The organism is Pseudomonas sp. B14(2017), from assembly GCF_002113255.1.
Lineage (GTDB): Bacteria > Pseudomonadota > Gammaproteobacteria > Pseudomonadales > Pseudomonadaceae > Aquipseudomonas > Aquipseudomonas putida_Z.
In genome coordinates, this window is sequence record NZ_NEJY01000003.1 from 146969 (window position 1) to 169106 (window position 22138).

18 protein-coding genes and 1 pseudogene are annotated in these 22138 nt (G+C 63.7%); 14 read left to right on the plus strand and 5 right to left on the minus strand.

The window, feature by feature from the left end:
- Nucleotides 1-181: 181 nt before the first annotated feature.
- Nucleotides 182-556 (minus strand): response regulator transcription factor, encoded by a 375-nt coding sequence (locus CAG34_RS04105; RefSeq protein ID WP_085588173.1) that lies wholly within the window; start codon nt 554-556, stop codon nt 182-184.
- 342 nt (nt 557-898) lie between these two features.
- On the opposite strand from CAG34_RS04105, the pseudogene CAG34_RS04110 reads away from it, so the two are divergent.
- Nucleotides 899-1123 (plus strand): annotated as a pseudogene (locus tag CAG34_RS04110) (LysR family transcriptional regulator); the annotation flags it as partial.
- Nucleotides 1124-1160: 37 nt separating this feature from the next.
- On the opposite strand, the gene CAG34_RS04115 reads toward CAG34_RS04110, so the two are convergent.
- Nucleotides 1161-2174: a GlxA family transcriptional regulator gene (locus CAG34_RS04115; protein WP_178080862.1), complete on the minus strand. Its 1014-nt coding sequence runs from the start codon at nt 2172-2174 to the stop codon at nt 1161-1163.
- A 248-nt stretch (nt 2175-2422) separates the two neighbouring features.
- Here CAG34_RS04115 and CAG34_RS04120 point away from each other — a divergent pair, with 248 nt between their 5' ends.
- The 4 genes from CAG34_RS04120 (at nt 2423) to CAG34_RS04135 (ending at nt 9897) form a co-directional block, all read left to right on the plus strand.
- Nucleotides 2423-3085 carry a response regulator transcription factor gene (locus tag CAG34_RS04120; protein ID WP_085588176.1) on the plus strand — a complete coding sequence of 221 codons (663 nt, stop codon included), beginning with the start codon at nt 2423-2425 and terminating at the stop codon, nt 3083-3085.
- Between the two features lie 75 nt (nt 3086-3160).
- Nucleotides 3161-8656, plus strand: a complete 5496-nt coding sequence (locus CAG34_RS04125) for an AAA family ATPase (protein ID WP_085588178.1) — start codon at nt 3161-3163, stop codon at nt 8654-8656.
- 69 nt (nt 8657-8725) lie between these two features.
- Nucleotides 8726-9148, plus strand: a complete 423-nt coding sequence (locus tag CAG34_RS04130; RefSeq protein WP_085588180.1) for a MerR family transcriptional regulator — start codon at nt 8726-8728, stop codon at nt 9146-9148.
- Nucleotides 9148-9897 carry an SDR family NAD(P)-dependent oxidoreductase gene (locus CAG34_RS04135; protein WP_085588182.1) on the plus strand — a complete coding sequence of 250 codons (750 nt, stop codon included), beginning with the start codon at nt 9148-9150 and terminating at the stop codon, nt 9895-9897. Before CAG34_RS04130 ends, CAG34_RS04135 begins: the two co-directional genes overlap by 1 nt.
- A 50-nt stretch (nt 9898-9947) precedes the next feature.
- On the opposite strand, the gene CAG34_RS04140 is transcribed toward CAG34_RS04135, so the two are convergent.
- Nucleotides 9948-10679, minus strand: coding sequence for an alpha/beta fold hydrolase (locus CAG34_RS04140; protein ID WP_305880078.1), 732 nt, complete (start codon nt 10677-10679; stop codon nt 9948-9950).
- Nucleotides 10680-10875: 196 nt separating this feature from the next.
- Nucleotides 10876-11109, minus strand: a complete 234-nt coding sequence (locus tag CAG34_RS27555) for a hypothetical protein (protein ID WP_139833474.1) — start codon at nt 11107-11109, stop codon at nt 10876-10878.
- 671 nt (nt 11110-11780) lie between these two features.
- Between CAG34_RS27555 and CAG34_RS04150 the strand changes: the two genes are divergently transcribed.
- Nucleotides 11781-13355 (plus strand): phospholipase D family protein, encoded by a 1575-nt coding sequence (locus CAG34_RS04150; protein WP_085588184.1) that lies wholly within the window; start codon nt 11781-11783, stop codon nt 13353-13355.
- A 138-nt stretch (nt 13356-13493) separates the two neighbouring features.
- Nucleotides 13494-14633 (plus strand): glutathione-independent formaldehyde dehydrogenase, encoded by a 1140-nt coding sequence (locus tag CAG34_RS04155; protein WP_025339478.1) that lies wholly within the window; start codon nt 13494-13496, stop codon nt 14631-14633.
- 59 nt (nt 14634-14692) lie between these two features.
- On the opposite strand, the gene CAG34_RS04160 is transcribed toward CAG34_RS04155, so the two are convergent.
- The gene (locus CAG34_RS04160) at nt 14693-15604 is read right to left on the minus strand and encodes a LysR family transcriptional regulator (protein ID WP_085588186.1); all 912 of its coding nucleotides are present in this window, start codon (nt 15602-15604) and stop codon (nt 14693-14695) included.
- Between the two features lie 93 nt (nt 15605-15697).
- Here CAG34_RS04160 and CAG34_RS04165 point away from each other — a divergent pair, with 93 nt between their 5' ends.
- The 7 genes from CAG34_RS04165 (at nt 15698) to chrA (ending at nt 22131) form a co-directional block, all read left to right on the plus strand.
- The gene (locus tag CAG34_RS04165; RefSeq protein ID WP_085588188.1) at nt 15698-16645 is read left to right on the plus strand and encodes a ketopantoate reductase family protein; all 948 of its coding nucleotides are present in this window, start codon (nt 15698-15700) and stop codon (nt 16643-16645) included.
- Nucleotides 16642-17040, plus strand: a complete 399-nt coding sequence (locus CAG34_RS04170; RefSeq protein ID WP_025339475.1) for a VOC family protein — start codon at nt 16642-16644, stop codon at nt 17038-17040. The genes CAG34_RS04165 and CAG34_RS04170 overlap by 4 nt, the downstream gene beginning before the upstream one ends.
- Entirely contained in the window at nt 17037-17492 is a 456-nt protein-coding gene (locus tag CAG34_RS04175; protein ID WP_075045462.1) for a MaoC family dehydratase, read from the plus strand. The genes CAG34_RS04170 and CAG34_RS04175 overlap by 4 nt, the downstream gene beginning before the upstream one ends.
- A complete protein-coding gene (locus CAG34_RS04180) occupies nt 17489-18721 on the plus strand; it encodes a CaiB/BaiF CoA-transferase family protein (protein WP_085588190.1) in 1233 nt (410 codons plus the stop codon). Before CAG34_RS04175 ends, CAG34_RS04180 begins: the two co-directional genes overlap by 4 nt.
- Nucleotides 18718-19536: a shikimate dehydrogenase gene (gene aroE / locus CAG34_RS04185; protein ID WP_085588192.1), complete on the plus strand. Its 819-nt coding sequence runs from the start codon at nt 18718-18720 to the stop codon at nt 19534-19536. The genes CAG34_RS04180 and aroE overlap by 4 nt, the downstream gene beginning before the upstream one ends.
- A 290-nt stretch (nt 19537-19826) precedes the next feature.
- Nucleotides 19827-20768 (plus strand): chromate resistance protein ChrB domain-containing protein, encoded by a 942-nt coding sequence (locus CAG34_RS04190; protein ID WP_143516396.1) that lies wholly within the window; start codon nt 19827-19829, stop codon nt 20766-20768.
- Nucleotides 20761-22131, plus strand: coding sequence for a chromate efflux transporter (gene chrA / locus CAG34_RS04195; protein ID WP_085588194.1), 1371 nt, complete (start codon nt 20761-20763; stop codon nt 22129-22131). Before CAG34_RS04190 ends, chrA begins: the two co-directional genes overlap by 8 nt.
- Nucleotides 22132-22138: the final 7 nt, after the last annotated feature.

A 22138-nucleotide genomic window follows, 5' to 3' on the forward strand; every position in this document is an offset into this window, starting at 1 on the left:
TGCGTTGTGCCGTCTGCAGTCATCCGCTGTGAGTCCATGCTAGGGAGGAAAACTTCCGGGCGCACTTCTACATCGGTGTGCAGGAATTACGCATGTGTTGAAGAGAACTATACGAAGGTATCGACGGGGAGCTGCAGTGCAGTGATCAGGGACGGGAATAGCTTGCGGGGGATTTTCGCGTTCAGGATTTCAGAACTAGGGCAGTTTCGATGCAGGCCAGCAATTGTTCCGCTTCGAACGGCTTGGGCAGGCAGGCGATAACGCCGGGCATGTCCGTGCTGATACGTGGCCGCTCGCCGGGGTAGGCGGTCATGAAGATCACCGGAAGGTCCAGGCCACGGCTGCGCAGCGCTTCATAGAGCTCCACGCCGCACATGCCCGGCATCTGGATATCGGAGATCAGGCAGCTGGCCAGTTCCGGGCCGTCGGAGCCGAGGAACTCGCGCGCCCCAGCGTAGGTGCGCGCCAGGTAGCCGGTGGCGCGCAGCAGGCCTTCCAGTGCGGTGCGAAGGGATTCATCGTCGTCGACTACTGCAATGACAGCCTTGATGCGCATTTGCGTCTTTTGCATCCTCTGGGGCGCGCGTGGCGGCGCCTGCCGTATTTGCAAGATACGCCGTCGAACAAGTCGGAGAAGTATACCTAGGTATAGTCGGGCAACACCTGGGTATGGATATTCCGGCTGGCCGTCTGATGCGGGTGATATTCGCAGCAGGACGTTGAGCGGAACAATACCCAGGTATTAGTTCGGATAACCAACGGGTGGCGATATTGCACCCATGTACAACTGACTCAGCGGTTACGCCTGAATAGCCTGCAATCACATCGCAAGCCTGGAGAAGTGAGCCGGCTCTGCGAAAGGCAGTTCGGATGCAACTTTCACCAGGCGGGCGAAACCATGAACAGAAATGACCTGCGACATGTTGATATCAACTTGCTGGTTGTCTTCGAAACCATGATGCGCGAGCGCAACGTGACCCGGGCGGGCGAACGCCTGTTCCTCTGCCAGGCCACCGTCAGCAGTGCGCTGAACCGCTTGCGGACGATGTTCGACGACCCGCTGTTCATTCGCAGCCTGCGCCCGGTGCGTGGCTGCTTTGCCCGCCACCTGGAGCTGCAGCCGGAGCGTTCGCTGGCGCTGGCCGTGGCCTGAGCGAGGCTCAGCGGCTGAAGCGGCTGCGGTAGTCGCGCGGGGAGATCGACAGGTGGCGCTGGAAGGTGCTGCGCAGCCGTTCCTCGTCGGCGAAACCGCAGGCGCGGGCGATCTGCTCGATGTTGCGCGAGGAGTTCTCCAGCAGGCGTTTTGCCGCTTCCAGGCGCAACAGTTCGATGGCCTTGGCCGGTGTGCGCCCGGTACGTTCCTTGTACACGCGGGAGAAATTGCGCAGGCTCATTTTCGCCTGCTCGGCGAGGCGTTCCACGGTCAGTTCCGGATCCCCCAGATTCTCCGCCAGCCACAGGTGCAACTCGTCGAAGGCCGGGCTGTCCTGAGTCTGCATTTGCAGCAGGGTGCTGTACTGCGCCTGCCCGCCAGGGCGCTTGAGGTAGACCACCAGCTCGCGCGCCGCCTGCATGCTGACATCGCGGCCGCAGTCGGCTTCCACCAGCGCCAGTGCCAGATCGATGCCGGCGGTGACCCCTGCCGAGGTCCAGACCGCGCCCTGCTGGATGAAGATCGCGTCGGCGTCCACCTCCAGAGCCGGGAAGCGCTGTTGCAGGGTGTCGCACAGAGCCCAGTGGGTCGCGGCGCGGCAGCCGTCGAGCAGCCCGGCCTTGGCCAGCAGGAAGGCGCCGCTGCACACGGAGGCCACCCGGCGCACTTTTGACGCCGCGTGGCTCAGCCAGACCGCCAGTTCGCCGTGGCTGTCGAGGGTTTCGCCGATCTCCGGGGCGCCCGGGACGACCAGGGTGTCGACCTCGGCGAGGTCGAGTTCAGCCAGCACGCTGCTATCCACCGACAGTCCTTCGACGGTGCTCACCAGTCCGCCGCGCAGGCTCGCCGTCAGCAGCCGGTAGCCGGGCAGGCCGCGCTGCGCCAGGGCCTTGCTGGCGGCCCAGAACACGGTCTGTGCGCCGCTCAGGTCGAGCAGGCCCATCTGCGGGTAGGCGACGAAGGCGACGGTGATCGGCGTCGTTGCCGGGAGCGGGTAAGGGGGCGCAAAGGTGCTTGCCATAGAGGTTCTGCCTGTTCGGGTGGCCGGTCGGAAGTTGGCCGAATGTGTGGCCGATATTCAGGGGTTTCTGGCCTGGCGGCGCTTCGCTTCGCCAGGCTAGCCTTGCGCGCAGCAGCGTTATGGCCAATATCCCGAAGGTATCGCTCCGGCCCCGTGACCAGTGGGCTGGCACTTTGCCGCGGGCCCCATCATGGACTAAATTTTTTGATCTGCACACCGCGAGTGTCGCGGTCCCCGAAGGAGGCAAGATGAGCTCGTCGTCGCATTCCAATTCGCCGCAAGGCCCGAAGGAGCCGGTGGTCTATGTGGTCGATGACGACCAGTCCATGCGCCTCGCCCTCGATGGCCTGCTGCGCTCCATCGGCTTGCAGGTGCAGACCTTCGATTCGACCCAGGCCTTTCTGTCCTTTGCCCGGCGTGACGTCCCCAGCTGCCTGGTGCTCGACGTGCGCCTGCGCGGCGAGAGCGGCCTGGCGTTCCAGGAGCAGATGGAGAAGAGCGGGGTGCGTATGCCCATCGTCTTCATGACCGGCCACGGCGATATCGCGATGACGGTCAAGGCCATGAAGGCCGGCGCGGTGGACTTCCTCGCCAAGCCTTTTCGCGACCAGGACATGCTCGACGCGGTGGCCAGCGCCCTGGCCCGCGACGGTGAGCGGCTGCAGGTCGAACAGTCCGGCGCGGCGCTGCGACAGGCCTTCGAGGCGCTGACCCTGCGTGAGCGCGAAGTGCTGCGCTTCGTCGTCGCGGGGTTGATGAACAAGCAGATCGCCGCCGAGCTCAACCTCAGCGAAGTGACCGTCAAGGTTCACCGTGGCCAGGTGATGAAGAAGCTGGCCGCCCGCTCGGTCGCCGATCTGGTGCGCATGGCCGAGGCCCTGGGCGTCGAGCCGTTGCAGCGGACGACCTGAGCGCCGCCACGCGTATCGCATAACAGTCGCTGACCACTGGGGGCAGCAGAAAACCTTTCAGAGGTTGCCGAACCGATGGCCAGCAAACAGAAGATCCTATGGGACGACGGCGAGCGGGTATTCTGCCGCGTCCGTCCATCCGGTGACGACGGCGCCAGCGTGCTGCTTGTGCGCCCGGCCGCTGAACATCCGTTGCCCGCCACGCTGGAACGGCTGGCCCACGAGTACAGCCTGCGCGACGAACTGCACAGCGCCTGGGCACTGCGCCCGCAGGCGCTGCACCGTGAAGGCGGCAAGACCCGCCTGCTGCTCGATGACCCCGGCGGCGAGCCGTTGTCCCGTGTGCTGCGCCAGCCGCTGGACATCGCAACCTGCCTGCGCCTGGCCGTGGACATCGCCGTGGCGCTGCGCCACTTACACCAGCGCGGCCTGGTGCACAAGGACCTCAAGCCCAATCACATCCAGGTCAATTGCACCGATGGCCAGGCCCGCCTGACCGGCTTCGGCCTGGCCTCGCGGTTGCCGCGCGAGCGTCAGGCGCCCGAACCGCCGGAGACCATCGCCGGCACCCTGGCCTACATGGCGCCGGAACAGACCGGGCGGATGAACCGCTCCGTCGACTCGCGCAGCGACCTCTATGCCTTTGGCGTGGTCCTCTACCAGATGCTCACCGGCACGCTGCCGTTTTCCGCCAGCGACCCGATGGAATGGGTGCACTGCCACATCGCGCGCAAGCCAACGCCGCCCGGCGAACGGGTTGCCGGCTTGCCACCGATGCTCTCGCAACTCGTCCTCAAGCTGCTGGCCAAGACCGCCGAGGAGCGCTACCAGAGCGCCTCCGGCGTCGAACACGACCTGCGCCGTTGCCTGGACGACTGGCAGCGGAGCGGGCGCATCGAAGCCTTCAGCATGGACGAACAGGGCACGCCCGATCGCCTGCTGGTGCCCGAGAAACTTTACGGTCGCGAGCGGGAAGTGGAGATGCTGGTCGAGGCCTTCGCGCGCATCGTCGCCAGCAGCACGCCGGAGCTGGTGCTAGTGTCGGGCTATTCTGGAATCGGCAAGTCCTCGGTGGTCAACGAGCTGCACAAGGTGCTGGTCCCGCCGCGCGGGTTGTTCGCTTCCGGCAAGTTCGACCAGTACAAGCGCGACATTCCCTACTCGACACTGGTGCAGGCCTTCCAGGGGCTGGTGCGCACGTTGCTGGGCAAAAGCGGTGACGTGCTGGAGGGCTGGCGCAGCGACCTCTTGCAGGCGCTGGAGCCCAATGCCCGGTTGATCACCGACCTGATTCCCGAGCTGCGGCTGATCATCGGCGACCAGCCGCCGGTGCCCGATCTTGAGCCGCAACAGGCGCAGCGCCGCTTCCTGTTGGTGTTCCGCCGTTTCATCGGCGTGTTCGCCCGCGCCGATCACCCGCTGGCGCTGTTCCTCGACGACCTGCAATGGCTGGATGCGGCGACCCTCGACCTGCTCGAAGATCTGCTCACCCATTCGGAGCTGCGCCACCTGATGCTGGTGGGCGCGTACCGAGACAACGAGGTGGATGCCAGCCATCCGCTGACTCGCAAGCTACAAGCCATCCGCCAGGCCGGCGTGCGCATCGACGAGATACGCCTGGCGCCGCTAGCCCGGGCGCACATCGAGCAACTGATTGCCGAGGCCCTGCGCTGTCCGCCGCCGAGCATCGTCGCGCTGGCCCGGCTGGTGCAGGACAAGACCGCCGGCAACCCGTTCTTCGTCATCCAGTTCCTCCAGGCGCTGGCCGAGGAACAGTTGATGACTTACGACCACGAGGCGCGGCGTTGGCGCTGGGAGCCGGAGCGCATCCACGCCAAGGGGTTTACCGACAACGTCGTCGACCTGATGGTCGGCAAGCTCGCGCGCCTGCCGCTGGAAACCCGCCAGGCGCTGCAGCAGCTGGCCTGCCTGGGCAACACCGCGCAGATCAGTACCCTGGCGACCGTGCTCGACCTGCCGCCGGTGAAGGTGCATTCAATACTCTGGTCGGCTGTGCGCCAGGAACTGGTGGAGCGCCTGGAAGGCGCCTGCGCTTTCGTCCACGACCGCATCCACGAGGCAGCGTATTCGCTGATCGCCGAAACCGCCCGTGCCGAGGCGCACCTGCGCATCGGTCGCCTGCTGGCCGAGCAGACGCCGGCGGAACGCCGCGAAGAAGCGATCTTCGAGATCGTCGGTCAGCTCAATCGCGGCGCCCGGCTGATCGAGGCTCGCGCCGAGCGCGAGCAACTGGCCGAGTACAATCTGCTGGCCGGGCAGCGCGCCAAGGCTTCAAGCGCCTACACCTCGGCGTTGGCCTATCTGCGCGCCGGCATGCAACTGCTCGACGGCGATTTCTGGGAACGCCGTCACGACCTGGGCTTTGCCCTGGAACTCAACTGTGCCGAATGCGAATTTCTCACGGGCCAGCTGGCGCAGGCCGATGAGCGGCTCACCGCGCTGACGCCACGCGCCGCCACCACGGTGGAGCAGGCGGCGGTGGCCTGCCTGCAGATGGACGTGTGCCTGTTGCAGGACCGCAGCGACAGGGCGGTCGCCGTATGCCTAGCCTACCTGGACGCAGTCGGCATCCACTGGTCGGCGCACCCGGACGACGAGCAGGTGCGCGAGGAATACCAGCAGATCTGGACGCAGTTGGGCGAGCGCAGTATCGAGCAACTGATCGACCTTCCGCTGATGGAGGACGCCGCCTCCCTGGCGACTCTCGATGCCCTCGGCAAACTTTTCGCCCCGGCGCTGCAGAGCGACGCCAACCTGGCTAGCCTGACCATCTGCAAGGCCGTAAGCCTGAGTCTGGAGCGGGGCAACTGCGACGCCTCCTGCATGCTTTATGCGAACGTGGGAAGGATTGCCGGCCGCCGCTTCGGTGACTACGAAGCCGGCTACCACTTCGGTCGCCTGGGCTGCGACCTGGTCGACCGGCGCGGGATGAATCGTCATGAGGCTCGCACCTACCTGTGCTTCTCGATGTTCGTGGCGCGCTGGATGCGCCCGGTGCGCGAGTGCCGGGAACTGCTGCGCCGGGCTTTCGTCGCGGCCAACCGCGTCGGCGATCTGGCTTACGCCGCCTATGCCGGTAACGGCCATATCGCTGATGTGCTGTTCCTCGGCGAGCCGCTGGCGCAGGTGCACGTAGAGGCCGAGCAGGGACTGGCTTATGCGCAGAAGGTGCGCTTCGGCCTGGTGGTGGACTTCATAAGCACGCAGCTGGCGCTGATCCGTACGCTGCGCGGGCAGACCCCGACCTTCGGCTGTTTCGACGATGAGCTGTTCGACGAGGCGCGTTTCGAGGCGCACCTGGACAGCACGCCGGGCCTGGCGCTGGCAGCGGCCAAGTACTGGATACGCAAGCTGCAGGCCCGCTGCATGGCGGGCGATCAGGCGGCGGCCATGCACTGTGTGGCGCGGGCGAAGGCGCTGCTGTGGGTTGTGGAGACCTTTACTGAGGAGTCCGAATACCACCTCCATGCGGCGCTGACGCTGGCTGCCACTTTCGATTCCGCGGCTGTCGATGAGCAATCTGAGCGCCTGCGAGAGCTGGCCGTGCATCACGCGCAATTGCAGGAGTGGGCACGGCAGTGCGGCGAATCGTTCGCCTGCCGGGTTGCTCTGGTGGGCGCGGAAATCGCCCGGGCCGAAGGGCGTTTGGTCGACGCAGAGTTGCTTTACGAAGAGGCCATCCGCCAGGCGCAGGACAACGGCTTCGTGCAGATCGAGGCGCTGGCCAACGAGCTGGCGGGGCGCTTCTACGGCGCGCGCGGCCTGGCCAAGATCGCCCGCGTCTACCTGCAGGACGCGCGATACGGCTACCTGCGCTGGGGCGCCGATGGCAAGGTGCGTCAGCTGGAAGGGAAACATCGCTACCTGCGCAACGAGGAGCCCGCGCCCGGCCCGACCGCGACCATTGCCACCCCGGTGGAGCACCTGGACCTGGCCACCGTGCTCAAGGTATCCCAGGCAGCCTCGGGCGAGATCGTCCTGGAGAAGCTGATCGACATGGTGATGCGCACCGCCATCGAGCAGGCCGGCGCCGAGCGTGGCGTGCTGGTTCTTGCCGAAGCGGGTGAGCCACGCATAGCGGCGCTGGCGACTGTCGGCGACGACGCGATGCAGTTGTGCAACGAACCGATCCGCGCGGCGACGCTGGCCGAGACGGTGCTCTACCAGGTGCTGCGCACTGGCGAGAGCCTGTGCCTGGACGACGCCATGGCCGAGCCGGGCCTCACTACCGACCCCTATGTCCGGCAGCACGGCGCGCGTTCGATCCTCTGCATGCCGCTGATGAACCAGGGCAAGCTCACCGGCGCGTTGTACCTGGAGAACAACCTCTCGGCGTGCGTGTTCAGCCCTGCACGGATCGCCGTGCTGCGACTGCTGGCCTCGCAGGCGGCGACCTCGCTGGAGAACGCGCGCCTTTATCGCGACGCCGCGGAACGCGAAGCGAGGATTCGCCGGCTGGTGGACGCCAACATCATCGGCATCATCGTCTGGAGTGCGGGCGGCGAGATAGCAGAAGCCAACGACGCTTTCCTGCGCATGGTCGGCTACGAGCGTGATGACCTGCTTTCCGGCCGCGTGCGCTGGCACGACCTGACACCGCCGGAGTCCTTCGCGCTGAGTCAAGCGCACCTTGCCTCGGCTATCCGGACCGGGCATGCACAGCCCTTCGAGAAGGAATACATCCGCAAGGACGGCAGCCGCGTTTCGGTGATCGTCGGCCTGGCGGCCTTCGAGGCCAGCCAACAGGAGGGGGTGGCCTTCGTGCTCGACCTCACCGAGCGCAAGCAGGCCGAGGAGCGCGTGCGCGAGGGCGAACGTCGCTATCGCGAGGTGCAGAACGAACTGGCCCACGCCAACCGCGTGGCGACCATGGGACAACTGGCAGCGTCTATCGCCCACGAGGTGAACCAGCCGATCGCCGCCACCGTGACCAACGCCAATGCCGCCCTTCGCTGGCTGGGGGCACAGCCGCCGGAGCTGGGTGAAGTCAGCCAGGTGCTGGGGCGCATCATCAAGGACGCCAACCGCGCCGCCGAGGTGCTGGGGCGCATCCGCCAGCTGATCCGCAAGACACCGCCGCAGAAACAGGCCGTGGACGTCAGCGCGGCGCTGCGCGAGATGGTCGACTTCACCCGCGGCGAGGCGGCCAAGTGCGGCGCCGTGGTGCGCGTCGAACTTGCCGACGGCCTGCCGGAAGTGGAGGGTGACCGGGTAGAGTTGCAGCAGGTGATGCTCAACCTGATCGTCAATGCCCTGGAAGCCATGGACGGTGTGCCCGTTGGCGAGCGCCACCTACTGGTCTGTTCCGAGTCCGATGCGGGTGGCGTGCGAGTGAGGGTGTGCGATAACGGCCCGGGGTTCGCCGAGAACAACGCCGACCTGATCTTCGCGCCGTTCTATACCACCAAGGCCACCGGCATGGGCATGGGGCTGTCGATCTGCCGCTCGATCATCGACAGCCATGGCGGCCATCTCTGGGCCAGCGCCAACCAGCCCCGTGGTGCGGCGGTGCAGTTCACCCTGCCGGCGCATCCCACAATGGCCGACTGAAAAAGCGAAAGGGGGCTTGACCTTGACACTAGCGTCAAGCCCCCAGAGTGCTCCCCATCGGAGGTCAACATGCAAATCGGAGAGCTGGCCTTACGCGCCGGCGTCAGTACACGCGCGCTTCGCCACTATGAGTCGAAGCAGCTGATCGAGTCGGCGCGGCTGGACAATGGCTATCGCGACTACGCCGCGTCCATGGTGCAACGCGTGCTCTGGGTGCGCGAGCTGCTCGAGTGCGGCTTCAGCACCCGGCAGATCCACGGCCTGCTGCAGTACCTGGAGGAGGAAGAGGACAGCGAAGGCTTTCTCGCCTGCCTGCAGCAGCACCTGGAAAAACTGGTGGCCCTGGACGCGCTGCAGGCCCAGCTGGCCGAGCGCCGCGAACGCCTGGCGGAAAAGATCGAGCGCTATCTGCCCCTGCAACAGGACCTGCTGCGTGCTCCCGATTTGCGACCTCCCAAACGAGCGGATTCACAAGCAACGTTGGAGATATGATGGGAAAGCTAAGCAACAAGGTCGCCCTGGTCACGGGCGGCAACAGCGGTATCGGCCTGGCCACCGCGCAACGATTCGCCCAGGAAGGCGCCGAGGTGGTCATCACCGGGCGTCGTCGGCAAGCGGTGGAGGAGGCGGTCGAGCTCATCGGTGAAAACGCCGTGGGCATCTGCGCCGACGCCAGCCGGTTGGAGGAGCTGGACGACCTGTACCAGCAGATCGGAGAGCGCTTCGGCCGCCTCGATGTGCTGGTCGCCAACGCTGGCGTCATCCGTCCGGCTCCGGGCGATCAGGTCGATGAAGAGCAGTTTGACGAGCAGTTCGATATCAACGTCAAAGGCGTCTTCTACACCATCCAGAAAGCGCTACCGCTGCTGCGTGACGGCGGCTCCATCGTGCTGGTGTCGTCCATCGCCCACCTGAAGGCGCTGGAGGCCCACGTTGTCTACGCGGCGACCAAGGCGGCGGTGCGCTCCTTTGCCCGCAGCTGGGCAGCGGAACTCAAGGGCCGTAACATCCGCGTCAACTGCCTGAGCCCCGGCCCGGTCCGGACGCCGATCATCGGCAAGATGGGCATCGGCGAGGCGCAGTACGGTGAGTTCGAAAGGCAACTGGCGGGGTTAATTCCGCTGGGTCGGCTCGGTCGCCCTGAAGAGCTGGCGAACTCTGCGCTGTTCCTCGCTTCGGACGACAGCAGCTTCATCACCGGCGTCGACCTGTGCGTCGATGGCGGGCTGTCGCAGCTCTGAATGGAATAAGCCTGGGGCTCTGTGCCCCGGAGCTTTCGCTTGCAGCGGCATCAGCCCTTGATGAAGGCCAGCAGGTCCGCGTTAATGGTCTCGGCGTGGGTGGTGCACATGCCGTGGGGCAGACCGGGGTAGGTCTTCAGGGTGCCGTTGCGAAGCAGCTGGATCGAGAGGCGCGCGGAGTCGTCGAGGGGGACGATCTGATCGTCCTCACCGTGGAGCACCAGTGTCGGCACGGCGATTTGCTTCAGGTCTTCGGTAAAGTCGGTTTCCGAGAAGGCCGCAATACAGTCGTAATGGGCCTTGGCCCCGCCGTTCATGCCCTGGCGCCACCAGTTGCCGATCACCGCTTCGGAGACCTTCGCGCCCGGCCGGTTGAAGCCGTAAAAGGGGCCCCCTGCGACGTCGCGGTAGAAGTTCGAGCGGCTGGCGGCGAGCGCTTCGCGGAAGCCGTCAAACACCTTGAGCGGCAGGCCGCCGGGGTTCTTCGCGGTTTTCAGCATGATCGGCGGCACCGCGCCGATCGGCACCGCCTTTGCGACGCGGCCGGCACCATGGCGTGCGACGTAGCGGGCAACCTCGCCACCGCCAGTGGAATGGCCGATATGCACGGCGTTCTTCAGATCCAGGTGCGCAACCAGTTCCGCAAGTTCCGCGGCGTAGGTGTCCATGTCGTTGCCTTTGTCGGTCTGTGTGGAGCGACCGTGGCCACGGCGGTCATGGGCAATCACGCGGTAACCCTGGCTTGGGGCCTGCACCATCGTCCATGGGTATCGCACATCCATACCTAGGTTTCACGGATGAACACTCTATGACTAGAGCTCGTCGGTTTACCGAACGTAGATCCTTGGGGGCTGGAAGCGATGCAGCACAGATGTGCCCAGCTTTCGAAGAGTTAAGAGGGAGTATTGGTCTGCTACCGACCCATAGCGGTCAGTTCCTCTGACAGCCTCAGACGAAGACTCCAGGCTGGGATAGCCACTATTGACCCAGGCGTATTTTCTCCAGCTCCGCTAAAGCGATCAGCAGTTCGGCAACAGACTGTGGCTTATGGAGATTGACGCCAGTTTGACGCGCCACCAGTTCAATTACAGCATCACGAGGCAATCCTATTTTTTGAGCTACCAGCAGGTCGCATGAGCGCGCATGTGACGCACGGTGCGAGAGTGGCTCGATGTCATCTAGCAGTTTTTTCTTATGCGAATTGAAGGACATTCTTTTACCAGAGTATTACTCGTCAACCTTGCTGCCAACGCTACTGCTTCGTCATAGTATTGCTCAAGGGCTGCTCTGGGTCGAAAGCCGTCAGTCACTACCGACCGGTATCGACCCAAAGCGGACAGTGATCCAAAGCACTGTTGTCAGTACCGGCCTCATCGCCGGCAAGCCGGCTCCCACAGGAATATCACCAGCTTTCAGGCATGCGCTGTACCTGTGGGAGCCGCGCTTGCCGGCGATGGGCCGCGAAGCGGCCCCGGTTACAGATTTCCGCCTTGGGTCGTTAGCAGCCATCCGCGACCGACCGTTAGCTGTCATTTTGCCCAACAGCAATCATTGTGGGAGCGGGTTCACCCGCGAACACCGGCACCGCCGGTGCCATCCATCGCGGCGCTTGCTTCGCGGGTAAACCCGCTCCCACAGAGTTCGCGTCGCGCTTACAAAGCCAGTTAACTTTCAGCGTCACCGACAATGCCGATGGCCCTCATTGGGTGCCCGTGACGCCCAGAAGCGACACCGCGGTCAGCAGGAGATGAACTACGCTTCTGTAACAACACCGCAGATCGAAGAAACATTGCACAAGGTCGATACGGCCGGATGCTGGTGGTAAGGGACTGGCCATTCTTCGGGACCCGGCACCCTCATCGCCATCACCCGGGGTAGCCTCCGTGACAATCAAACAGCCCCTTACTGCTCTGCTGTTACTCGCCCTGCTGTCTGGTGGTTGTACAACGCCCACTGTCTCTCACGAACCCAGTCAGGCCTTGCCTGCGAACGATTCGGCGTTCGGTCGTTCTATCCAGGCCCAGGCAGCCCCCCATCGGGGCCAGTCGGGCTTTCGCTTGTTCTCCGATAGTGCCGAGGCTTTCGCCGCCCGCGCCGAGCTGATTCGCAATGCTCAAAGCAGCATCGACTTGCAGTACTACATCGTCCACGACGGCATCAGTACTCGGATACTGGTGCGCGAGCTGCTCATCGCCGCCGACCGCGGCGTCCGCGTCAGGATCTTGCTCGATGACACCACCAGCGATGACCTGGAGCGAATTATCGCGACACTGGCGGCGCATCCGCATATACAGATCCGCGTGTTCAATCCACTGCACCTGGGCCGCAGTACCGTCGTGACGCGTACCATGGGCCGGCTGTTCAACCTGGCCCGGCAGCACCGGCGCATGCACAACAAATTGTGGGTGGTGGACAACAGTGCGGCCATCGTCGGCGGGCGCAATCTGGGGGACGAGTATTTCGATGCCGAGCCCAACAGGAATTTCACCGACATCGACATGCTCGGCGTCGGGCCGGTTGCAGAACAATTGGGACATGGTTTCGACCAGTACTGGAACAGTGCCCTGAGCAAGCCCATCGAGCAGTTCATCTCGACCAGGCCGACGACCGGGGACTTGAAAAACCTCCGGACTCGGCTGGACGAGTCCCTGGAGAAAGTACGCAAACAGAATCATGCGCTCTATCAACAACTGATGAGCTATACCACCCAGCCACGCCTGAATGACTGGCGCAGGGAGTTGATCTGGGCCTGGAACAAAGCGATGTGGGATGCACCGAGCAAGGTCTTGTCGAGTGGCGAGCCAGCCCCGTACTTGTTGTTGGCCACCCAATTGGCACCCGAGCTCAATGGGGTATCCAAGGAGCTGATCCTTGTCTCGGCGTACATGGTGCCCGGCCAACCAGGGGTGGTGTACCTGACCCGTCGTGCCGACGCTGGCGTGTCGATCAGCTTGCTGACCAACTCACTGGAAGCCACCGATGTACCCGCCGCGCACGGTGCTTACGCGCCTTATCGCAAAACCTTGCTGGAGCATGGTGTGCAGTTGTTCGAATTACGCAGCCAATCCGGTGACAATGGCGACAGCGACAGTGGGCTGGGCCTGTTTCATGGTGGATCCTCCAATAGCTCCGAGTCCAGCCTGCATAGCAAGGCGATGATATTCGACCAGCAGAAAGCGTTTATCGGCTCGTTCAATTTCGACTCGCGCTCCTTGTTGTGGAATACCGAAGTCGGCGTGTTGGTCGATGACCCTGAGCTTGCTGGACGGGTGCGCGAACTGGCTCTGGAGGGGATGGCACCGGCTCTCAGTTATCACACCCGGCTGGAAAAGAATCAGCTGGTATGGGTCACCGAAGACGATGGCAAGCAACATACATTGACCAAGGAACCGGGGAGTTGGTGGCGACACTTCAATTCCTGGCTCAGCAGCGCGATCGGGCTGGAGAAAATGCTATAGCGTGGTTAGATCCAAGGCGCGACGATGATTAGCGCCACTGATCTGCTATTCACGTACAGCACTGAACACCTGAGGTAAATCCATTACCCCAACAGGGTAGGGCGCTTTTCCATCGCCCCTGACTTCTGGGAGTTCAGCATGAAAGCAATCGTATACAACGCACCGCGCGACGTCGCCGTCAAGAATGTTGCCGATGCAAGGATCGAGAAACCTACCGATGCGCTGGTGCGCATCACCACCACGAACATCTGCGGGTCCGACCTTCACATGTATGAGGGGCGCACATCGTTCGAGGCCGGGCGTGTGTTCGGCCATGAGAACCTCGGTGAGGTGATCGAGGTGGGGGCAGGGGTGGACCGCGTCAAAGTCGGTGACTGGGTCAGCCTGCCGTTCAACATCGGCTGCGGGTTCTGCGAAAACTGCGAAAAAGGCCTGACAGGGTTCTGCCTCACTGCCAATCCGGGTGCTGCCGGGGCCGCATATGGTTTTGCCGACATGGGTCCCTACCAAGGTGGCCAGGCCGAGCTGTTGCGTGTGCCATACGCTGATTTCAACTGCCTGGTGCTGCCGGAGGACGCCCAGGAACGTGAAGATGACTACGTCATGCTTTCGGATATTTTTCCCACTGGCTGGCATGCGACAGAGCTGGCCGGCCTGCAGCCGGGCGAGAGCATTGCGATTTATGGAGCGGGCCCTGTCGGGTTGATGGCGGCCTATTCGGCAATCATCAAAGGTGCCTCCGAGGTGTTCGTGATCGACAACCAGCCGGATCGTTTGAGGCTGGCCGCGCAGCTAGGGGCAACCCCCATCAACGCGGTCGAGCAGAAGGCTGTGGACGAGATCATGAACCTGACCCACGGCAAAGGCACCGACCGGGGATGCGAATGCGTGGGTTACCAGTGCTGCGACAAGCATGGCCATGAAGCGAACTACCTCACCATGAACAACCTGGTTGCCTCGACCAAGGCTACCGGTGGCATAGGCGTCGTGGGTGTGTTCGTGCCAGAAGATCCGGGTGCGAAGAACGACCTGGCGAAGCAGGGCAAGATGGCCTTCGATTTCGGGGCGTTCTGGTTCAAGGGCCAATTCATCCGCACAGGCCAGGCGAACGTGAAGGCCTACAATCGCCGCCTGGCGCAGCTCATTCATCATGGGCGCGCCAAGCCTTCCCAGATAATTTCCCATCGTTTGACGCTTGCTGAAGGCCCCGATGCCTACAAGCACTTTGATGCGCGGGATGATGGCTGGACGAAGGTGGTGCTCAAGCCTGCTGCCTGACTCGCACCCCGATGCTTCCAGGCAAGGAAGCTCGGCGAGGGAGGCGTTCGTCTGGTGTGCTAACTGGCACCTGCTTGAAACAAGCCCCGAACCACCTCCCTCATCCAGCGATTCCCGCTGTCTTGCTGGTAGCGCGCGTGCCAATGCTGCTTGACCGTGAAGCCCTCCACTGCAAACGGGCAATCGTGCACCTGCAGACCATGCATGTCGGCAAGTGTCTGCCCGATGTGCCGTGGCAGCGTTGCCACCAGGTCGGTCGACCCGACAATCATCCCCAACCCTAGAAACGCCGGCAGCTCCAGCATGATCCTGCGTTCGATGCCGGCCCGCGCCAAACCAGCCTCCAGTAACTTTTGCCCGGTCCCGGCACTGATCTGTACATGCCCCTCGCCCTGGTAGCGCGCCACGCTCATGCCTTTGCCCAAACGAGGGTGTTGTGGGTTGCTCAGGCAGACCCAGTCCTGTTCGAACAACACTTGCTGATACATCCCCGCACCCAGCCAAGGCACAAAGCCGATGGCCAGGTCCGCCTCGCCGGACTCCAGCGCGCTTTCGGTGTTGCCATCTATGCGCGCCGCCTCCAGGCGAATACCCGGCGCATGGGTACGCAGGTGGTTGAGGATGCTGGGCAGCAGGGTGATATGGCTGGCATCACTGACGCACAGGCGAAAGCGACGCTGGGCCGTGGCCGGAACGAATTGCGGCTCCCAGGTAGTCAGGCGCCGCAGCGATTCCAGCACCTCGCGGCATGGCCCGATCAACTGGTCTGCCCGCGGGGTAGGGGCCATGCCCCCGGGGGTGCGCACGAACAGCGGGTCGTTCAGTTCTTCACGCAAGCGCCCCAACCAGATACTCACGGTAGGTTGACTCTGGCCGAGCTGTTCAGCGCTACGGGTCACGCTACGGCAGTGGTAAAGCACATCGAACAGCTGCAGCAGCTTGGGATCAGGCAAGGCATCGAGCGTGCTCATTATTGCGAAACTCAATAAGTGTATTGAGGCCATTGTATAGCCGAAATAAGCCTCGCTGCATAAGGTGGTCGCAAACCACAGGAGGTCAGCGATTTGAAAATCTGCATTCTGGGCGCCGGCGCCCTGGGTTGCGCCATTGGTGCGGCCTTGAGCGAGGCGGGGCACGAAACCTGGCTGTTGAATCGTGGCCAGGCGCATGTCGAGGCGATGAATTTGCGCGGGCTGCGGGTGCAGGATGAACGCGGCGAGCGGCAGGTCCGGGTGAAGGCGGCTTGCGACGCGGCAACCGTGGGCGTGGCCGACCTGGTAGTGGTGCTGGTCAAGTCGTTCCACACCAGCGAGGCGATTGCCGGTGCCAAGGCGCTGATCGGGCCGCAGACGCTGGTGCTATCGCTGCAGAACGGTCTTGGCCACGAAGACATCCTGGCCGAGGCCGTGGGGCGTGAGCGGGTATTGGCCGGCAAGACCTACGTCGGTGGCGTGCTGCTGGCGCCGGGTTCGATCCGTGCCGGCGTGGCAGGCAAACACACCTTCATCGGCGAGCTCGACGGCCAACGGACCTCGCGTGTGCAGGCCATCGCCGAGGCTTTCAATGGCGCCGGGCTCGCCACCACGGTCAGCGACAACATTCTCGGCACCATGTGGGACAAGCTGCTGGTCAACGTCGCGACAGGCGCGCTCAGCGGCATCACCATGCTCAGTTATGGCCAGCTGTACAGCGAGCCGCTGCTGGAAAGCACCGCCAAGGCAGCGGTCAGCGAAGCCATCGCCGTCGCCGAGCGGGCCGGCATCCGCCTGAGCCTCACCAGCCCGGACGCTGCGTGGTGCCTGGCAGCTGAAGGCCTGCCGGCAAGCTTCCGTACCTCAATGCTGCAGAGCCTGGAAAAGGGCTCGGTCACCGAGGTCGATTTCATCAACGGCTCCGTCGTGCGCTGGGGCCAGCGCCACGGCGTGGCTACGCCGGTCAACGCGACCCTGGTTGCCTGCATCAAGGGTATCGAGCGCGCCATGGCCGATCAGCAGAAGGGAAGTAATCCATGAGCCAGCCGAAAGCCTACCTTGAACACGTTGCGTTCTGGGTGCGGGACATCCAGTGGCACATCCGCTTTTTCAGCGAGGTGTGCGGCATGACCATGCGCGAGATGCAGGGTGACGCCGAGCAGCCTGCGCAGTACTGGACCCTTGGTGGCCTGCAGTTCATCCACCAGCCGGACTTTGCCGGCCCGGAAGGGCGCATGGCACACCTGGGCATCATGTGCGAGGACCTCGAAGCCGCGTTGGCCGCCGCACAGCGTTTCGGCGTCAGCGAAATGCCTCAGGGCCGCAACTGGCTGCGCCTGCCTGACGGCCTGGCCGTCGAGTTCATTCAGGCATTGCCGGCGAAATGCGTCGCCCAGGCACTGGCCATCGACCCACGTGCAGAGGTGGTGGCATGAGCGTGGTGGAAAAATACTGGGACGATGCCTGCGAAGGCGATGAATGCATCAGCCCCACCTACACCGTTACCCGCGAACGCATCCTGGCCTACGCCGAACTCACCGGCGACCACACCCCGGTGCATGTCGACGAGGCGTACGCCAACGCGAGCCACTTCGGCTGCCTGGTTGCCCATGGCCTGTTCGGCCTGTCGATCGCCGACGGCCTGAAGACCCAGTGCGAATACCGCTTTGTACCGGGCATGTCGCTGGGCTGGACCTGGGACTTCGTGCTGCCGATCAAGGTCGACGATGTGCTGCACGTGCGCATGCGCGTGGGGGCGATGCGCCCGAGCAACAGCCGACCTGGCTGGGGCATCGTGGTCTTGCCGTCGGAACTGATCAACCAGCATGGCGAAGTCGTGCAGCGTGGCGAGCACCGGCTGATGGTGCCCCGGAGGGTGCAGGCATGAGCCAGGCATTGCCATTGGCGGGTATTCGCGTCATCGACTATAGCCACTTCCTGGCCGGGCCCTATGTGGGCCGTTGCCTGGCAGCACTGGGCGCCGAGGTGATCAAGGTCGAACGGCCGGGCAGCGGCGATGCCGGCCGCCAGCACGCGTTTACCCTTGATGAACAGCAGAGCGGTTACTTCCTGCAACTGAACATGGGCAAGCAGGGCGTCAGCGTGAACATGAAGGACCCGCGTGGCAAAGCATTCATGCAGCGCCTTACCGACTCGGCCGATGTGTTCATCGAAAACTATCGCCCCGGCGCCCTGGACAAGCTGGGCCTGGGCTATGCCGAGCTGTCAGCGCGCAACCCGCGTCTGGTGTACTGCTCGATTTCCGCTTACGGCCACACCGGCCCGGATGCCCACCGCGCCGGCTTCGGGCTGATCGCCGAGGCCAAGAGCGGGATCATGCAGATGGTCGGCGTGCCGGGCGAAGCGCCGCCGTTGCTGCGCATTTCCCTGGGCGACATGTACACCGGCATCCATGCCGTGGCGGCGATCAATGCGGCGCTGCTGGGCAGACTGAACAGCGGCCGGGGCCAGCACATCGACATGGCCCTTTACGACACGCTGGTGTCGATGCATGAATACGCGGTGCAGTGCTACACCTTGTCCGATGGCACGGTCCTGCCCGAGCAGACCGGCCATGACATGCCCACCTCCACCCTGTACGGCGTGTTTCGTGCGGCTGATGGTGACCTGGTAATCGCCGCCCAGGTCGACGACGCCTGGAAGCGCTTTGCCGCGATGCTCGAAGCCAACGGTGGCCCGCCCGGGTTCGGCAGCGACAGCCGCTACCACAGCCTCAATGGCCGCAACGCCCACCGCCAGGCGATCCTGGCCGTGGTGCGTGACTGGGTTGGTGCGCGCCGGGTAGCCGATATCCTGCAATTGCTCGATGACATCGACATCCCCAGCGCCAAGGTTCAACGCATCGACGAGGTCGTGGCTGACCCACAGATCCAGGCGCGCAACATGGTCATCGAGCAGCAGCACCCGCGCTACGGTACCTTGCGCCTGCCCAACCTGCCGTTCCGCTTTTCCGAGTGCGACACCACGATCCACCAAGTGGCCCCGGACCTCGGTCAGCACAATGCCGAAGTGGCCGCCGGCCTAGGTTTCAGCCCTGAAGAAATCACCGCCATGCAGGCAGACGGTGTGCTGTTCACCCACGGAGATGCACGATGAGCGACCGCTATGCAGTGATCGGCCGACCGATCAACCACACCAAGTCCCCGTTGATTCATGGCCTGTTCGCCCAGGCCAGTGGCCAGTGCCTGGAGTACGGCGCCATCGAGGGCGAGCTCGAGGGCTTCGAGGCCCAGGTGCTGAACTTTCGCAACGGTGGCGGGTTGGGCATGAACATCACCGCGCCGTTCAAGCTGCGCGCCTTCGAGCTGGCTGACCAACGCAGCGAGCGCGCACAGCTGGCGCGGGCGGCCAATGCATTGAAGTTCGAGAATGGCCGTATCTTTGCCGAGAACTTCGACGGCATCGGCTTGCTGCGGGATATCGAGGAAAACCTCGGTGAACCACTGGCCAATCGGCGGGTACTGTTGCTCGGCGCCGGTGGCGCGGTACGTGGTGCATTGCTGCCGTTCCTGGAGGCGGGGCCAAGCGAACTGGTGCTTGCCAACCGTGACATGGCCAAGGCGCTCAGCCTGCGCAACGAACTGGACCACCCAAGGCTGCGCATCAGCCGTTATGAGGAGCTGGAGGGACAGTCCTTCGACATCGTGGTCAATGCCACTTCCGCGAGTCTCACCGGCGAGCTGCCGCCGCTACCTCAAGGCGTGCTGGGCGAGACGCGGCTGGCTTACGAGCTGGCGTATGGCAAAGGCCTGACGCCGTTCCTGCACATGGCCCAGGCGCAGGGTGTGGCGCGCCTGGCCGACGGTGTCGGCATGCTGGTCGAGCAGGCGGCGGAGGCTTTCGCCTGGTGGCGCGGGGTGCGGCCTGAAACCCGTGCCGTGATCGATCGCCTGACCATTCCACTGGAGTAGGATCCCGCTCCTATGGTACTCCACATAACTCCTTGATTTAGCAGGGACTCTGTGGGAGCGGGTTTACCCTGGTGCCAGTCAGTTGAGCGATTTGGGGCCGCTTTGCGGCCCATCGCCGGCAAGCCGGGCTCCCACAGGTACGGCGCAGACCTCAAGATTTTCGCGGTCCCTGTGGGAGCCCGGCTTGCCGGCGATGGGCTGCGCAGCAGCCCCATAAGCTACGGGCCTGTTGTTTTTGCAAAGTTTCAGTTTAATGTAGAGGTACAAACATATTGTGTTGAGTACTCTACATGAACCGCTGGTCGCTACTGATCCTCGGATTGCCGACGGCCAATGCCACCGAGCGCATGCGTGCCTGGAGAAGCCTGAAGGCCTCCGGAGCCGCAGTGCTGAGGGATGGTGTTTACCTGCTGCCCGAACAATGTGCGGGTCGGGAAGTTTTCGAGGCAGTCGAGCGTGACGTGCTGGCTATCAACGGCACCGCATTTCTCCTGTCGCTGCCTGAGCGTGAAGAGCGCTTCAGCAGGCTGTTCGACAGGAGCGACGAGTACGCCAGCCTGATGGAAGAAATTGCAGGCTGCAGGGCCGAGCTGGCGCCAGAGAATGCGCTGCAGACCGCACGGCAGGTGCGCAAGCTCAGAAAGGCCTTCAGCCAGCTGGCGGCGACCGATTTTTTCCCGGGCGTGCCCAAGGCACAAGCCGATGCGGCGCTGCAAGAGCTCGAAGCCGCGATTGGCCGCGCACTGTCTTCCGATGAGCCGAGTGCCCACGACGAGGCGATCACCCGACTGGTACGCAACGACTACCAGGGGCGCCTTTGGGCCACCCGCAAGCGCCCATGGGTGGATCGGCTGGCATGTGCCTGGTTGATTCGTCGCTTCATCGATGCCGACGCTCGATTCATCTGGCTGGACAGGCCTGAAGACTGCCCGGGCGATGCGCTGGGCTTCGATTTTGATGGGGCCAGGTTCAGCCATGTCGGCCAGCGGGTGTCCTTCGAAACCCTCATCGAGAGCTTTGCCCTACAGCAGCCGGGCCTGGCACGCTTGGCCGCGGTCATTCACTACCTGGATGTGGGAGGCAACCAGCCCTCGGAAGCACCAGGTATCGAACGTGTCCTCGCGGGCTTGAGACAAAGCATTGGCGATGACGATCAACTGACAACGGTCGCCGGGGGCATCTTCGATGGCCTTCTGACGGCTTTCGCGAGTGAGGAAGCGCAAAATGGTTGATAGCACCTCTGCAGTGGGCGAACAGCCACCATCGCAAGCGGTTCAGCGGCCGGTCGGACTGTTCGAAGCATTCCTGTTCTGGCTCAAGCTGGGCTTCATCAGTTTTGGTGGGCCCGCCGGGCAGATCTCGATCATGCACCAGGAACTGGTCGAGCGCCGGCGCTGGATCAGCGAGAAGCGGTTCCTGCACGCGCTGAACTACTGCATGTTGTTGCCAGGCCCCGAGGCACAGCAACTGGCCACCTACATCGGTTGGCTCATGCACCGCTCCTGGGGCGGGGTGATTGCCGGCGTATTGTTCGTATTGCCCTCGCTGTTCATCCTGATTGGCCTGTCCTGGGTCTACATCGCCTTTGGCGAGGTCCCGGTGGTGGCGGGGGTCTTCTACGGCATCAAGCCTGCAGTCACGGCCATTGTCGTCCACGCGGCGCACCGGATCGGCTCGCGCGCGCTGAAGAACGGCTGGCTGTGGGCCATGGCCGCAGCGTCGTTCGTGGCCATCTTCGCCCTCGATGTGCCGTTCCCGTTGATCGTGCTGGTTGCCGGTATCGCAGGCTATGTGGGCGGTCGCTTCGCCCCCGGCAAATTCGTGATCGGTGGTGGTCATGGGGCTGCCAGGAACAGCTACGGCCCGGCCCTGATCGACGACGACACACCAACGCCTGAGCATGCGCGTTTTCGGGTGGGGCATTTGCTGCGTCTGGTGCTGATCGGCGCCGTATTGTGGACCTTGCCCATGGGGCTGCTGACACTGACGTTTGGCTGGGCCGGCACCCTGACGCAAATGGGCTGGTTCTTCACCAAGGCCGCACTTTTGACCTTCGGTGGCGCCTACGCCGTCCTGCCCTATGTGTATCAGGGCGCCGTCGGGCATTACGGCTGGCTGTCACCCACTCAGATGATCGATGGCCTTGCCTTGGGAGAAACCACGCCAGGACCATTGATCATGGTGGTGGCTTTCGTCGGCTTCGTCGGTGGCTACGTGCATCCGATGTTCGGTGAGCAAAACCCGTTCCTGGCCGGTGCAGTCGCGGCCAGCCTCGTCACCTGGTTCACCTTCCTGCCTTCGTTCCTGTTCATCCTCGCCGGTGGCCCGTTGGTGGAGTCGACCCACAACGAGATGAAGTTCACCGCACCGCTGACGGGGATCACGGCCGCGGTCGTGGGGGTGATCCTGAACCTCGCCATGTTCTTCGGCTATCACGTGCTCTGGCCAAAGGGTTTCAGTGGGGCGTTCGACTGGCCTTCGGCGTTGATCGCCATTGCTGCCGCAGTGGCCCTGTTCCGCTTCAAGCGTGGCGTGATCCAGGTACTGTTCAGTTGCGCCTTGGCCGGTGTGGCGGTCCATATGTTGCGTGGTTGATACCGGT